Origin of the sequence: Nocardioides sp., from assembly GCF_036274455.1 — a bacterium.
Lineage (GTDB): Bacteria > Actinomycetota > Actinomycetes > Propionibacteriales > Nocardioidaceae > Nocardioides.
In genome coordinates this window covers 40,660-54,943 of record NZ_DASUFR010000120.1, presented here as the reverse complement: position 1 = coordinate 54,943, position 14,284 = coordinate 40,660, and the positions used below count along the sequence as shown (strand labels likewise).

Genomic DNA, 14,284 nt, shown 5'->3' with positions numbered 1-14,284 from the left:
CCGATCCGCCACGAGTCCTCCAGCGGACGACTCGAGCCCACCGTCATCCAGTGCGCGTCGTCCTCGATCCTCGGCCAGGTCGGCGCGCCGCCCTTGATCAGCTCGACGATCAGCGTCGTCGTCATGGCGCCCTCGACGGCGGTGCCGCAGGCCTCGCCCTCGCCCTGGCGGTAGTGCCCGTCCCCGATCGAGAACAGTCCGCCTTCGACGTTGACCCCGAGGAAGACCGTCGACCCGGCCCGCATCTCAGGGGTGTCCATGTTGCCGCCGAAGCGGTCCGGCACCAGCGAGGAGCGCGCCTCGCCCCCGGCCGGTGCGACCCCGACGGTGCCGAGCATCGGCGCGACGGGCAGCTGGATGCGGTGGTCGCTGTGCCGGGCCGCGAACGACACCGTGCCGGCCTCGCGGTCGAGCTCGTAGATCCACGTGGTGTCGGGGAGCGGCTCCTGGAGCGTGACCACGCGGTCGGTGCTGGTCATGCCGCCGAAGAACGGGATCGCGGCCGAGGCCCCCCAGTCGCGGGCCGGCTCCAGCGAGACCAGGTGCAGCACGAGCGTGTCGCCGGGCTCCGCCCCCTCGACGTGGAACGGCCCGGTCTGCGGGTTGACGTACCTCAGGTCGACCTTCTCGCTCGACAGGTCGTCGACGCTGCGCAGCACGCCGTTGAACGCGTCCTCCGACCACAGCCGGAGCGCCGTTCCGGGCCGGATCCGCATGGCCGGCGGCGCGCCCCCGAACGTGTACGCGAACTGCTCCCGAGTCGGCGTGTACTCGATGACGTCCATCGACGGAAACTACCTCAGCCGGCACGCAGTCGGACATGGTCGCGGGTGAGCTCCTCGACCCGCGTGACACCCAGCAGGGCGAGCGTGGTGCGGACCTCGGCGAGGAGGATGTCGGCGGCCCGTTGCACCCCGCGCTCGCCGCCGGCCATCAGGCCGTAGAGGTACGCGCGGCCGACCAGGCCGGCGCGTGCGCCGAGAGCGACGGCCGCGACCAGGTCGCTGCCCGACAGGATGCCGCCGTCGACGTAGACCTCGGCCCGGTCGCCCACCGCGTCGACCACCTCGCCCAGCGACTCCAGGGGGACCGGGGCCCGGTCGAGCTGGCGGCCACCGTGGTTGGAGACCACGACCGCGTCGGCGCCGGCGTCCACGACCGCGCGCGCGTCGTCGACGTGCTGGATGCCCTTGACCACCAGCGAGCCGGGCCAGACCGACCGCAGCCACGACACGTCCGACATCGTCAGCGCCGGGTCGAACATCCGCCCGACGAGCTCGGCGACCGTGCCTTCGGACCGGGTGAGCGACGCGAACTCCAGGGGCTCGGTGGTCAGCAGGTCGAACCACCAGGCCGGGTGCAGGACGCCCTCGGCGAAGGTGCGCGCTGACAGGGACGGCGGGATCGTCAGTCCGTTGCGGACGTCGCGGAGCCGCGCGCCGGGGACCGGAGTGTCGACGGTGAGCACCAGGGCCTCGTAGCCCGCCTCGCGAGCCCGCTCGACGAAGTCGCGGCTCGCCTCCCGGTCGCGCCAGAGGTAGAGCTGGAACCACAGCCTCGCGTCCGGCGCCGCGGCGGCGAGGTCCTCGATCGAGGTGGTGCCCATCGTGGAGAGTGCGTAGGGGATCCCGACCCGGTCAGCCACCCGCGCGACCGCAGGCTCGCCCTCGGTGTGCATCATGCGGGTGAAGCCGGTCGGGGCGAAGACCAGCGGCAGCGCCGTCCTCCGTCCGAGGATCGTGGTCGTGGCGTCGACCTCCGAGACGTCCCGGAGCACCCGCGACCGGAACTCCACCCGCCCGAAGGCCTCCCGCGACCGGCGCAGGGCGGCCTCCTCGCCGGCCGCGCCGTCGGTGTAGTCGAAGACCGCCCGAGGCGCCCGCCGGCGGGCGAGCAGCCGCAGGTCGGGGACCGCGGCGGCGCGAGCGAGGCGGCGTTCGGTGCCGCGAAGCTGCACCCTGTTCGGTCGCAGGAGGGGCTCCAGCTCCGACCAGCGCGGCCAGCGCCTGGCGGTCACTCCTGTGTTCTACACGACCGCTCCTGCGCCCGGAAGGAGAGCGCGCTCGTCCATCGACTCCCGGGGTCTCCCGGCGCTAGAGTCAGTCGCCGTTCCACGCAGGCCACAACTCTCGGTGGGAGGCCAGATGGCCGACGTTGCCAGTGAGAACCAGACCGGCGAGCTTCGCAGGGGCGCAGTCGGCTTCAGCGGGGTCCTCTTCCAGTCCATCACCTTCATGGCGCCGGCCATCGCCACCGCGCTCTCGATCCCGGCGGGCATCGCCTTCAGCGGCGGGGGCGCGCCGCTGTCAGTGATCTTCGCCCTCGTGGCGTCGCTGCTGGCCGCGGTCTCGATCGGGCAGCTCTCGAAGCACATGCCGACCGCCGGCTCGTTCTACACCTACGTCAGCAACGGCATCCATCCCGCGCTCGGGTTCCTGGTCGGCTGGGGCTTCCTGCTCGGCATCCTGGTCGGCGGCCCGTTCCTGGCCCTCCAGATGGGCTTCATCGTCGCCGGCACCACCAACTCCGAGTGGGGCTGGTCGACGGACCTCTGGTGGGTGTGGACCGTGCTCGTCTGCCTGCTGGTCTTCGTGCTCGGCTACCGCGGCATCGTGGCCTCGACCGGGGCCGGCATCCTGCTGGGCGCGTTCGAGATCCTGGTCTTCGTCGCGCTGTCGCTGACGCTCATCGTCCAGGCCGGCAGCGACAACACGCTCAAGGTGTTCGGGACCCACTACGCCAACAACTCCGACTACTCCGGCTTCTCCGGGGTCATCGTCGGCTCGATCTTCACCATCCTCGCGTTCATCGGCTTCGAAGAGGCGGCGCCGATCGCGGAGGAGGCGCACGAGCCGCACCGCACGGTCAACCGGGCGATCATCTTCTCCTGCCTCGGGATCGGCGTCTTCTACCTCCTCAACACCTACGCCAGCACGATCACGTTCGGGCCGGAGAAGATGACCGGCTTCGTGAGCGCCGGGGACAGCAACCCCTGGCAGAACCTGCTGGCTCGCGACGCCTGGGGCACGGTCGGCTTCGTGCTCGTCTTCCTCGCGCTCATCAACTCGGTGATCGCCAACCAGAACGCCGCCAACAACTCCTCGACGCGCACGCTGTTCTCGATGGGCCGGATCCGGCTGCTGCCGACGCAGTACGGCGTCCTGACCCGTGGCTCCCCGATGCTCGCGCTGGTCACCCAGCTCGTGGTGAGCGTCGGCATCGCGCTGTGGCTGGGCAACCAGTACGACCCCTACACGGGGTTCGTCATCCTGGCCACGATCCTGGTCGACATCTTCGCGCCGATGTACATCCTGCTGAACATCGCCTGCATCCTCTACTTCGCGCGCCGGCGGCGGGACGAGTTCAACTGGTTCCTGCACGGGCTGGTCCCGCTGCTGGGCGCGCTCGCGTTCATCCCGGCCTTCTGCGCCGGGGCGGGGATCCCGGCCTTCAGCTTCATCGAGGCGCTGCCCAAACCGTTCTCGTACGCCGGTCCGGCGGCGGCGATCTGGATGGTGATCGGCGTGGTCTACCTGGTGGTGCTGATCGTGCGCCGTCCGGAGCGGATCACCGAGACCAGGCGCGTGTTCGCGGAGGACTGACGGCGAGCTCGAGTCGGTGCCTGTCAGGTCGCGCGTGCACGCACCGCCCTCAGCACGTCGGCCTCGTTGGTGATGATGCCCGTGGCGCCGAGGGCGAGGACCCGGTCGAGCGTCGTGGCGTCGTCGACCGGCCACGTCATCACGACCTGGACCCGGTCGTGCAGCCAGGCCGTGAGCGGAGCCCGCAGGAGCGAGGCGTGCAGGGACACGCCATGCGGCCTGGGGCTGCTCGCGGAGGACAGCCGGCGACGAAGGGCGGTCAGCTCCGCGCGGTTCCGCGCGGACAGCACGCTCCGGACGAAGTCCAGCTCGGCCACGTGGTCGACGCTCGGCCAGTACCGTCCGCACACCAGGACATCGCGGTCCGGGGCGCAGTCGCGCAGGAGCTGGGCCACCGCGCGCCCGGTGGCGACGCGCCGACCCTTCAGGTCCAGCATGAAGGTCGCTCCCCGGGCCCCGGCCGCGAGGAGCTCCTCGAGGCCGAGCCGGGGCGCCGACGAGGATCGCAACTCCCAGCGGTCCCAGAGGAACGGCAGCGGCCCCGCGGTCTTCAGGTGGCGGACCTCCAGACGGCCTCGGTAGGCATGCACGTCGCACTCGACCACGTCGGCCCCGGCGAGGTTCGCCGCGTGCAGGCCGGCCAGCGAGTTACCGGCCCGGTGTGCGATGGCCAACAAGGTCATGTCGGTGCGATCCGTGGGACGCCGGGGCGTCGGGACGTCGGGACACCCGGGGGGCGCGAGCCGCGCGCCGACGCTCGAGCAGCAGCGCAGCGGCGTACCCGACCAGGGCCAGTGCCAGCCCGGCCGCCACGTCGAGCACGTAGTGGTTCGCGGTCGCGATGACCGCGAAGGCCATCAGTGGGGGCATCACCCAGCCGGCTGAACGGATCAGCAACGTGCCCCCGGCCGTGGCGAGGGCGATCCCGACGAGCAGGTCCCACCCGGCGTGCAGGCTCGGCAGCGCGGCGTACTGGTTGACGAAGTTGGGCGGCTGCAGCACGCGGTAGGAGTAGGAGTGCTGGGTGACGGTGTCGACAAGGGTGGGATCGGCCAGCCGCGGTGGCGCGACGGGGTAGGTCACGAAGACCACCAGCCCGAGACCACCGGACACGAGCATGGCGTCCCGCAGTCGCAGGAAGGCCCAGCGATGGCGCAGCACGAGCCACACCATGGTGGCCACGATCACCGGCCAGTGACCCCAGATGTAGACCCAGTTGGCGACGGTCTCGAGGCCGACGCTGCTCGCGACCGGAGCTTGCACGGCTGCCTCGACGTCGATCCCGAGCGCCTTCTCGATCTCCACGAGGCGATGCGCGTGCTCGGTCGCCAGGTCCGGGTTCCCAGCGGTCAGCCCGCGGACCTGGAAGTAGCAGAAGATCGCGGCGGTCATGAGGGCGACCTGGCCCAGGATCCAGCGCGCCCGGCGGTGTCGAAGCAGGACCTGTCGCGGCAAGAGCATCGCGCAACCTCCCAGCCTCGTGACCGCACGCCTACCCAGGGACGGGACTTCGGACCTTCTCTGATGCTGCTCGAAGTCCCATTGTCGTGTCGCGGGTCCAACGTCCCGAAGTGACTGGGATCCTCAGGCCGTGGCAGGCGCTGGAGGCGAGAGCCGCTTCACCAGCAGGGAGGTGCCGCCCAGGGCCAGCGCAGGCACCCAGGCCAGGGCGGCCTTCAAGGTCACCGCCGCCAAGGCAGCCGCCCAGGGAACGCCGGCTGCGACGAGACCGACGACCAGCGCGCCGTCCCGCGGGCTCGCGCCGTTCGGGCCGGGAACGGCGCCGGCGAGCTGGCTGGCGCCGAAGGCGCCCAGGACGGCGAGGGCCGACACCGTGTGACCGGTCGCCGCCACGGTTCCCATCAGGAGCCCGGCGATCGACAGCTGGTAGCCCGAGGACAGCACGAGACCGTGCAGCAGCCGCCTCGGTCGGGGGAGGGAGGCGGCCGGGAGCAGGTGCGGGGCGAACCTGCGGAGGACCACGACGGCCAGGATCGCGAGCGCGGAGATGGCGGCGACGGGCAGGAGGAGCCGCAGCGGCACGGCCGTGCCGGCAGCGGCCACGAAGGCGGCGAGACCCAGGGCACCGACGAGGCGGTCGCTGCCCACGCTCATCACGGCGTCGCCTCGACCCATTCCGGTGCCCACCAGGCGTCGCAACCTCCACACGTCGGCGCCCACGTGGCCCGGGGTGAGGAGGCCGATCAGCTCGGACTCGGCGTAGGAGCGGAGGAACCAGCGGCGTGACAGGTCGGCGTCGGTGAGTGCCCGCCAACGCAGCGGACACAGCAGGTACTTGCCGACCACCCAGGGCAGCAATCCGGCCACGACCGGCCACGGAGAGACGTGGGGGAGGCGGGGGAGAGTCACGGCCGGGACCAGCAGGCTCACGACCACGCCGACGACGAGCACCGTGCGGGACTCGAGCACGGCGCGTGCACGATCGAGCATGGGGACCTCGTGGTTCGCAGGTAGGAGCCACGCACAGTGTGACCGAAGCACCCAAGGGCCTGCATGTGCGATGCGACCCGGGGACGGGCTCACCCGAGCAAGGAGGCGAACAGGTCGACGTACTGGATGAGGTGCCGGTCGCCGAGGTACTGGTCGCGGACCCGCTCCCGGGCCGCGGCGCCGAGGCGAGCGCGCAGGCCGTCGTCCCTCATCAGGGTGGTGACCGCGCGGCCGAAGCCGGCCAGGTCCCGCGGGTCGTCCAGCAGCACACCGCTCTCACCGTGGACGATCTGGTCCTGGATGCCGCCCACCCGGCTGGCCAGCACGGCGCGTGCCTTCCACATCGGCTCGGTGACGGTGAGCCCGAACCCCTCGGCCACGCTCTTCTGCACGACGAGGTCGGCCCTGCGCTGGAGGGCGTTGACGATGTGCGCGTTCTCGTCGACGTCATCGGTCGGCACGTTGCACAGGTGGATGCGTCTCCTGGCCCGGTCGGGCAGCTCCAGCCAGGTCACCAGGCACTCCTCCGAGACCTCGGCACCCTCGGGGTCGTCGGACACCCCCTCGGGTCGCGGGCCGGCGACGACGAGGTGGACGTCCTCAGGCATCGAGTCCAGGGCGGCCGCGAAGCCCGTGACGACGCCCGCCATGTCCTTGAGCCGGTCCCATCGGCTCACCTGGAGGACGTACCGGACGTCTGGCGCCATCCCGCCGCCCATGACCACGCCCTTGTGCTGACGCACCCGTGCCTGCGAGCCGTCGCGCCGAGCGAAGTCGAGGTGCGCTTCGTCCGCGTCCCCGTCGACGATGCCGGCCGCCCGGAGTGTCGCCTCGACCTCATCGGGTCCGAGCTCGCGGTTCTTGGGGCTGAACGGGTCCAGTGACGGCGGGATCACGACGACCCGGCCCGGGTCGACCCACCGCGGCACGAACTCGGCCCGCGAGAAGATGACCGCCTCCGCGGCCGAGACGTAGGGGCGGAGGAAGGACCAGCCTGCCTCGGTGACCCTGCTGCTCATGTCCGCGCCGATGTGCGCACGCCAGACGACGTGCGCACCGAGCTCCCGGATCCCGGTGACCAACCCTGCTGTCTGCGGGTCGTGCAGGAGAACCAGGTCCCCAGGGCTGATCAGCTCTGTCAGCCCCTCGAGGTTGGCGGCCAGGACCGCTTCGTAGTGCTGCTGCTCCCGCTCGCCCAGGTCACCCTCGTCCCCCAGCGAACCGTGCAGGAAGTTGTGCAGGCGCTTGGTCGTCCGGAAGAAGTCCGGGTCACCGTTGAGGACGAGCCAGCGGGCATCGACGCCCGCGCCCCGGGCGTAGGCGAGAAGGGCGAGGAGCATCTCGGCCACGCCACCCCCCGAAGCCGTGGCGTTGATGTTCCAGACCACCCGGTCCCCGAGCAGGCCGCGGGCCGCCTCGGCGTACGCCTCCAGCCTGGCGGCGCGCTCGGGCTCGAGGAGGCGCGCGAGCAGCTCGAGGGGCAAGGCACCGACCTGCACCTCGGTGAGGCTCGACCTTTGCTGGGGCTTCATCCTCCCTACACCTAAGCAGGTGCTGTCACCGGCCAGTAGATCTCGGTGCGGTTCTCGTCCTCGGGCGTCCCCGGCTCGCTGCAGTACTCCTCCCACACCGGCTGCCCCCACGCAACCGGCCGGCCGGCCCGTTCGGCCTGCTCCTGGACATCGGCGTACGCCGCGGCCAGCCCGCTGTAGGAGCCGACGTGCGTGGCGTGCACGGCGTCGACCGCGTCGAGGTCCAGACGCTCGAGCCCGGGCGGGGGGACGAAGTCGGGCGCCACGTGGAACCCGGTGGCCACGTCGAAGCCATCCCCGGTGGGTTCGTACACCGCCACAGCGGGGCCGTTCGGGATGACGTGGGCCTCGCCGAGGTCGGTCATCACGGCTGCGAACGCGTGCTCCATCCGCTCGCCGATCGTCGCCAACTCGTCGTGCCGGACGTGGAAACGAAGCACTGCAGCCGTGCGGGCCGGGACGCGGACGATCTCGATCGTGTGTGGCATCTGCCTCTCCTTCCGCCACTTCCATTCCCTCGCGACGGCGACGCGACGGATAGGGGCGAAGGTCCTGTGGCGGGTTGCCGGAGGCCGTGAGCCGTCCTCACGCGTGCATGCTCGGGACATCGGCGAGGTCGCTGGAGTCGACGGGCGTGTGCTCGGAAAGGACTATGTTGACCGAAGCGGACGCGGCCGGGGGAGGCGAGCGATGACCACACCCGACGCAACCGTGAGCGGCACGGGTGCGCTGTCTCCTGAGCACCGCTACACGGCGCGGTTGGCCAACGAGATCGAAGCGCGCTGGCAGGCGCGGTGGCGGGCTGACGGGACGTTCGAGACGGCGAACCCCTCCGGCCCCCTGGGCGTCCCGGCGGGACAGCCGTCGCGACAGAAGACCTACGTGCTCGACATGTTTCCGTACCCGTCGGGAGTAGGGCTCCATGTGGGGCACCCACTCGGCTACATCGCCACGGATGTGTTCGGGCGCTTCAAGCGGATGACCGGACATCATGTGCTGCACGCGTTCGGCTTCGACGCCTTCGGTCTGCCCGCGGAGCAGTACGCCGTGCAGACGGGGCAGCATCCACGGGTCACCACCGAGAACAACATCGCGGCAAGCCGCGCCCAGCTACGTCGACTCGGGCTGGCGCACGACGAACGACGCAGCTTTGCGACCACCGATCCGGCGTTCTACCGCTGGACCCAGTGGATCTTCCTTCAGATCTACAACAGCTGGTACGACGAGCAGGACGGGCGGGCACGCCCGATCGATGAGCTCGTGGCGTTGCTCGCGGCGGGGGAGAGGCCGATGCCCCTCGGCGTGCCCGGCGTGACGCAGGATGTCGCGTGGGCTGAGCTCGACGCGGTGTCCCGGCGCAGGGTCGTCGACTCCTTCCGGCTGGCGTACACCGCCGAGGCCCCGGTGAACTGGTGCCCCGCGCTCGGCACGGTCCTGGCCGACGAGGAGGTGACCGCCGATGGTCGGAGCGAGCGCGGGGACTTTCCGGTGTTCAAGCGGGACCTGCGGCAGTGGATGATGCGGATCACCGCGTACGCGCCGCGGTTGCTCGCCGACCTGGAAGCGCTGGAGTGGCCGGAGTCGATCAAGGCCCAACAACGTGCATGGATCGGCCGCTCGGATGGTGCCCGCATCGGCTTCCAGTCATCGGCCGACGGGCTCGATGTCTTCACGACCCGGCCGGAGACGATCTTCGGCGCGACGTTCCTCGTGCTGTCACCCCAGCATCCCGCCGTGGACGAGCTCGCCGGCGGCGCGTGGCCCGCGAAGGCGCCGCAGGCATGGACGGCGGGGGCATCGACCCCCGCCGAGGCAGTGGCGCACTACCGCGAGGTCGTGGCCGGCGCGCTCCATGGGCACCGTGGTCGGGAGCCATCGACGCCCGGGGTGTGGACCGGCGGGTATGCGCGCAACCCGGTGAACGGACGGCAGATCCCGGTGTTCATCGCAGACTACGTGCTGATGACCTACGGCACCGGCGCGATCATGGGTGTGCCCGGACAGGACCAGCGCGACTGGCACTTCGCCGAGCGGATGTCGCTCCCCATCATCAGGACCGTCCAGCCCCCGGCCGACTGGGAAGGAGAGGCGTACCCGGGCGACGGCACCGTGGTCCGCTCCGCCGGCAGCCTCCTCAGCCTCGAGGGGCTGGGCGTCACCGAGGCAAGGGCTCACGTCGTCGACTGGCTCGAACGGACCGGACACGGCCGGCGCGCGGTCGCCTACCGGCTGAGGGACTGGTTGTTCAGCAGGCAGCGATACTGGGGCGAGCCGTTCCCGATCGTCTACGACGAGCACGACATGCCGATCGCGCTCCCCGAGTCGCTGCTCCCGATCGAGCTGCCCGAAGTCGAGGACTACTCGCCGCGGACCTTCGCGCCGGACGACGCCGCCAGCACCCCCGAGTCCCCGCTCGCACGGAACAGCGCGTGGACGACCGTCGAGCTCGACCTCGGCACCGGCCGCCGGAGCTACCGACGCGAGACGAACACGATGCCGCAGTGGGCAGGCTCGTGCTGGTACGAGCTGCGCTACCTCGACCCCTCGAACGACACCCGCCTGGTCGATCCCGACCTCGAGCACTACTGGATGGGCTCTCGCGGAGCCGGCCACCCCGGCGGCGTCGACCTGTACGTCGGCGGCGCCGAGCACGCCGTCCTGCACCTGCTGTACGCGCGCTTCTGGCACAAGGTGCTCTTCGACCTCGGGCACGTGTCCAGCAGCGAGCCGTTCTTCCGGCTGGTCAACCAGGGCATGATCCAGGCCCACGCCTATCGAGACTCGCGTGGCGTCTACGTGCCCGCAGCGGAGGTGAGCGACGACGGCCAGGGCGGGCAGACCTGGCACGGCCGGCCGGTGGCCCGCACCTACGGGAAGATGGGCAAGAGCCTGAAGAACATGGTCTCTCCCGACGAGATCTGCGACGCCTACGGAGCCGACACCTTCCGTCTGTACGAGATGTCCACAGGACCGCTCGACGCCTCGCGACCCTGGGAGACCCGCGCTGTGGTCGGCTCGCAGCGCTTCCTCCAGCGCCTGTGGCGCAACCTCATCGACGAGGAGACCGGCCAGAGCCGCGTCGTCGACGACCCTGCCGACGAACAGACACGTCGCCTGCTGCACCGGACGATCGACGCCGTACGCAACGACCTCGAAGAGCTCAAGGCCAACACCGCCATCGCCCGGCTCGCCGAGCTGAACAACCACCTCACCCAGCAACCCTCGACACCACGTGAGGTCGCCGAACCCCTCGTCCTGATGCTGGCGCCGCTCGCGCCCCACATCGCCGAGGAGCTCTGGTCCCGGATCGGGCACCATTCCTCGTTGGCCTACCAACCCTTCCCGCAGGCCGACCCCGGGCAGCTGAGCGTCGAGTTCGTCACCGCCGTCGTGCAAGTGGACGGCAAGGTCCGCGATCGGCTGGAAGTCCGGGCGACCGCGACCGCAGACGAGCTCCGCGCTCTCGCGCTGGCCTCGGCCACCGTGCAGCGCACACTCAACGGCCGTCCCGTGCTTCGCGTCATCGCCCGCCCACCCAGGCTGGTCAACGTCGTACCGGAGTAACGCGCTCAGCAGCAAGGATGAGCCGGTGTTCGGACTCGAGGTGGTCGTCCTGCTCGGGGTCGCCCTGGTCGCCTGCGGCGCGTTCGCGCGGCGCTACCCGATCGCGCCCGCCGTCCTCCTCGTGCTGGTCGGGGTGCTGGTCGGCTTCGTGCCGCACCTGCGGCACGCCCAGCTGCCGCCGGAGGTCGTGCTGCTGCTGTTCCTGCCTGCGTTGCTGTACTGGGAGAGCCTGACGACCTCGTTGCGCGAGATTCGCAACAACCTGCGGGTCGTGGTTCTGACCAGCACCGCGTTGGTCTTCGCCACCGCCGCCGCGGTCGCCGCCACCGCACACTGGCTCGGCCTCGCGTGGGGGCCGGCATGGGTCCTCGGCGCGGCACTGGCGCCGACCGACGCCACGGCGGTGGGCGTCCTGGCCCACGACCTGCCGCGCCGCACGGTGACCGTGCTCCGCGCCGAGAGCCTCGTCAACGACGGCACCGCCCTCGTCCTCTATGGCCTGGCGGTGGGCGTGACGGTCGGTGAGGAGCACCTCACCGGCTGGCACGTGACCTGGCTGCTGGTGCTGGCCTACGGCGGCGGAGTGCTGGCCGGCGCACTGATCGGACTGGTGAGCTGGCAGGTCCGCCGCCGGATGGACGACCCGATGCTGGAGTCGATCGCGATGCTGGTGACCCCGTTCGCGGCCTTCCTGCTGGCAGACACCATCCACGCGTCCGGTGTGCTGGCGGTGGTGGTGTGCGGTCTGTTCATCAGCCAGGTGACGCCACGCATCACTGGTGCCGTGACGCGGCAGATCGCCATGCCGTTCTGGGCGCTGTCCACCACGGTCCTCAGCAGTGCACTGTTCGTGCTGGTCGGGCTCTCGGCCCAGTCCGCCGTTCGAGGGTTGAGCAGCGCCTCCATCCAGCGTGCGCTCATCGACGTCATCGTGGTCACTGGCGTCGTGATCGGGGTGCGCTGGGTGTGGACCTATACGACGCCGTACGTCGTCCGGCTGCTCGACAGGCGCCCGGCCCAGCGGTTGCGCCGTGTCCCGGCGCGGCAGCGCACGGTCAGCGCGGTGGCCGGGTTCCGAGGGGCCGTCTCGCTCGCGGCAATCCTCGCGGTACCGCACACGCTCGACTCCGGCGCGCCGTTCCCCGGACGAGACCTGATCGTGCTGATCGCCAGTGGCGTGATCCTGCTGACCCTGCTCCAAGCACTGCTCCTGCCGTGGGTGGTGCGGTTCGCGCGGCTCCCGGTCGACAGCTCGGTCGACGACGAGGTCCAGTACGCCGAGGAGTACACCCTCGACGCAGCCATCGAGGCACTGGAGACCACGGCCAGCGAGCTCGGCATCGACGAGATGGTGATCGAGCGGGTTCGTCACGAGCTGGACAAGCAACGCACGCTGATAGCGGCTGCCGGCGCAGAGGCCGACCCTGCGGTCCAGTACGACGACCAGTACACGAGCCTCCAGCTCGCACTCATCAGCAGGCGGCGTGAAGCCCTCCTCGAGCTGCGCGACGAACAGCGCATCGACGACATCGTGCTGCGCCGCGTACAGGCACGCCTCGACATAGACGAGGTGCGGTTGCTGCGAGCAGACCCTCTCGAGTGAAGGCCGCCCTGCCCTTGGATCCGGCGGGAATGCCCCGGTGTGAGTGTCCGAGGGGGGACTTGAACCCCCACGCCCGTTAAAGGGCACTAGCACCTCAAGCTAGCGCGTCTGCCAATTCCGCCACCCGGACGAGTGCGCCGGGAACTTTAGCACCGGACGAGTGCCGCTCCCGCATCGGCAGGACCCTTCCGCGACGGCGTCCGTGACATGCTCGGGGCATGGCCGACGAGGGCGCTGGGAGCGTGACGCGGACCGAGGTCGTCGACCTGTGCCGCGACCTGATCCGGATGGACACCTCGAACTTCGGTGACGACTCGGGACCGGGGGAGCGCAAGGCGGCCGAGTACGTCGCCGGGCTGCTCGAGGAGGTCGGGATCGAGACCCGGCTGCACGAGTCGGAGCCGGGCCGGACGTCGGTGCTCGCGCACTGGGGCGGCGCGGAGGGCGAGGGGCTGCTGCTGCACGGCCACCTCGACGTCGTACCGGCCGAGGCGGGCGACTGGAGGCTCGACCCGTTCAGCGGGGAGATCGAGGGCGGCTACCTGTGGGGCCGCGGCGCGGTCGACATGAAGGACTTCGACGCGATGCTGCTCACTGTGGTCCGGCAGCGCCAGCGCGAGGGGCGGCTCCCCGAGCGGCCGATCACGCTGTGCTTCACCGCCGACGAGGAGGCCGGCGGCCACCGCGGAGCCGAGGTGCTCGTCAACGACCTGCCGGAGGAGTTCGAGGGCGTGACCGCGGCGGTCGGCGAGGTCGGCGGGTTCAGCACCACGGTGCGCGGCCGGCGGGTCTACCTCATCGAGGCCGCCGAGAAGGGCATGGCCTGGATGAAGCTCACCGCCCGCGGCCGGGCCGGCCACGGGTCGATGCTCAACCCCGACAACGCGGTGGCTCGGATCACGGCCGCGGTGGCCCGGCTCGGGGCCTATGAGTGGCCGGTCCGCCTCACCCCGACGATGCAGGTGCTGCTCGGAACGGTCGCGGACCTGGCCGGCACCGAGGTCACTCCCGACAACGCGCGGGCGCTGGTCGAGGAGTTCGGCGGCGCCACCCGGATGCTGGGCGCGGTCATCAGCAACACCGTCAACCCGACGATGCTCAGCGCCGGTTACAAGGTGAACGTGATCCCCACGGAGGCGACTGCCCACGTGGACGCGCGCAGCCTGCCGGGCTACGAGGACGAGTTCCGCGACACCCTGAAGGAGCTGATCGGCGAGGGGATCGAGGTCAGCTACCTCTCCGACCAGCAGCCGTGGGAGACGCCGTACGACGGTGCGCTGGTCGACGCCATGAACCGCAGCCTGCTCGCCGAGGACCCGGACGCGATCGTGGCGCCGTACCTCATGAGCGGTGGCACCGACGCCAAGCACTTCCGCAGGCTCGGGATGCGCTCCTACGGGTTCGCGCCGCTGCGGCTGCCCGACGACCTCGACTTCACCGCGCTCTTCCACGGTGTCGACGAGCGGGTGCCGACCGACGCGCTGGAGTTCGGGGTGCGGGTGATGGACCGGTTCCTGGACGAGGTCTGACCG

11 protein-coding genes and 1 tRNA gene are annotated in these 14,284 nt (G+C 70.8%); 4 read left to right on the top strand and 8 right to left on the bottom strand.

Annotated features, from left to right (window positions below):
• The coding region (locus VFV89_RS11505; protein ID WP_329706076.1) for an acetamidase/formamidase family protein at nucleotides 1–785 on the bottom strand (785 nt) is incomplete at its 3' end.
• Nucleotides 786–799: 14 nt separating this feature from the next.
• Nucleotides 800–2,017, bottom strand: a complete 1,218-nt coding sequence (locus tag VFV89_RS11500) for an alpha-hydroxy acid oxidase (protein WP_329706075.1) — start codon at nucleotides 2,015–2,017, stop codon at nucleotides 800–802.
• A gap of 127 nt (nucleotides 2,018–2,144) precedes the next feature.
• Between VFV89_RS11500 and VFV89_RS11495 the strand changes: the two genes are divergently transcribed.
• Nucleotides 2,145–3,602: an APC family permease gene (locus VFV89_RS11495; protein ID WP_329706074.1), complete on the top strand. Its 1,458-nt coding sequence runs from the start codon at nucleotides 2,145–2,147 to the stop codon at nucleotides 3,600–3,602.
• Nucleotides 3,603–3,625: 23 nt separating this feature from the next.
• Here VFV89_RS11495 and VFV89_RS11490 read toward each other — a convergent pair whose 3' ends face one another.
• From VFV89_RS11490 to VFV89_RS11470, 5 genes are all read right to left on the bottom strand, one after another.
• Nucleotides 3,626–4,285: a glycerophosphodiester phosphodiesterase gene (locus VFV89_RS11490; RefSeq protein ID WP_329706073.1), complete on the bottom strand. Its 660-nt coding sequence runs from the start codon at nucleotides 4,283–4,285 to the stop codon at nucleotides 3,626–3,628.
• On the bottom strand, nucleotides 4,251–5,063 hold the full coding sequence (locus VFV89_RS11485) for a phosphatase PAP2 family protein (protein ID WP_329706072.1): 813 nt from the start codon (nucleotides 5,061–5,063) through the stop codon (nucleotides 4,251–4,253). The genes VFV89_RS11490 and VFV89_RS11485 overlap by 35 nt, the downstream gene beginning before the upstream one ends.
• A 123-nt stretch (nucleotides 5,064–5,186) precedes the next feature.
• Entirely contained in the window at nucleotides 5,187–6,053 is an 867-nt protein-coding gene (locus VFV89_RS11480) for a lysylphosphatidylglycerol synthase domain-containing protein (RefSeq protein ID WP_329706071.1), read from the bottom strand.
• 89 nt (nucleotides 6,054–6,142) lie between these two features.
• Nucleotides 6,143–7,585 carry a glycosyltransferase gene (locus VFV89_RS11475; RefSeq protein WP_329706070.1) on the bottom strand — a complete coding sequence of 481 codons (1,443 nt, stop codon included), beginning with the start codon at nucleotides 7,583–7,585 and terminating at the stop codon, nucleotides 6,143–6,145.
• Nucleotides 7,586–7,596: 11 nt separating this feature from the next.
• Nucleotides 7,597–8,073, bottom strand: a complete 477-nt coding sequence (locus tag VFV89_RS11470) for a GyrI-like domain-containing protein (protein ID WP_329706069.1) — start codon at nucleotides 8,071–8,073, stop codon at nucleotides 7,597–7,599.
• Between the two features lie 202 nt (nucleotides 8,074–8,275).
• Between VFV89_RS11470 and leuS the strand changes: the two genes are divergently transcribed.
• Nucleotides 8,276–11,149, top strand: coding sequence for a leucine--tRNA ligase (gene leuS / locus VFV89_RS11465; RefSeq protein WP_329706068.1), 2,874 nt, complete (start codon nucleotides 8,276–8,278; stop codon nucleotides 11,147–11,149).
• A gap of 25 nt (nucleotides 11,150–11,174) precedes the next feature.
• Nucleotides 11,175–12,752: a Na+/H+ antiporter gene (locus VFV89_RS11460; protein WP_329706067.1), complete on the top strand. Its 1,578-nt coding sequence runs from the start codon at nucleotides 11,175–11,177 to the stop codon at nucleotides 12,750–12,752.
• A 44-nt stretch (nucleotides 12,753–12,796) separates the two neighbouring features.
• Here the strand turns inward: VFV89_RS11460 and VFV89_RS11455 are convergent.
• Nucleotides 12,797–12,882, bottom strand: a tRNA-Leu gene (locus tag VFV89_RS11455).
• 88 nt (nucleotides 12,883–12,970) lie between these two features.
• On the opposite strand from VFV89_RS11455, the gene VFV89_RS11450 reads away from it, so the two are divergent.
• Complete coding sequence (locus tag VFV89_RS11450) at nucleotides 12,971–14,281, top strand: M20/M25/M40 family metallo-hydrolase (protein ID WP_329706066.1); 1,311 nt, start codon at nucleotides 12,971–12,973, stop codon at nucleotides 14,279–14,281.
• Nucleotides 14,282–14,284 lie beyond the last annotated feature (3 nt).

What these genes read in the sequence shown, in the direction of transcription:
- VFV89_RS11495 (WP_329706074.1), top strand. Translation starts at nt 2,145, where the DNA reads ATGGCCGACGTTGCCAGTGAGAACCAGACCGGCGAGCTTCGCAGGGGC.
- VFV89_RS11490 (WP_329706073.1), bottom strand. Translation starts at nt 4,285, where the DNA reads ATGACCTTGTTGGCCATCGCACACCGGGCCGGTAACTCGCTGGCCGGC.
- VFV89_RS11485 (WP_329706072.1), bottom strand. Translation starts at nt 5,063, where the DNA reads ATGCTCTTGCCGCGACAGGTCCTGCTTCGACACCGCCGGGCGCGCTGG.
- VFV89_RS11480 (WP_329706071.1), bottom strand. Translation starts at nt 6,053, where the DNA reads ATGCTCGATCGTGCACGCGCCGTGCTCGAGTCCCGCACGGTGCTCGTC.
- VFV89_RS11475 (WP_329706070.1), bottom strand. Translation starts at nt 7,585, where the DNA reads ATGAAGCCCCAGCAAAGGTCGAGCCTCACCGAGGTGCAGGTCGGTGCC.
- VFV89_RS11470 (WP_329706069.1), bottom strand. Translation starts at nt 8,073, where the DNA reads ATGCCACACACGATCGAGATCGTCCGCGTCCCGGCCCGCACGGCTGCA.
- leuS (WP_329706068.1), top strand. Translation starts at nt 8,276, where the DNA reads ATGACCACACCCGACGCAACCGTGAGCGGCACGGGTGCGCTGTCTCCT.
- VFV89_RS11450 (WP_329706066.1), top strand. Translation starts at nt 12,971, where the DNA reads ATGGCCGACGAGGGCGCTGGGAGCGTGACGCGGACCGAGGTCGTCGAC.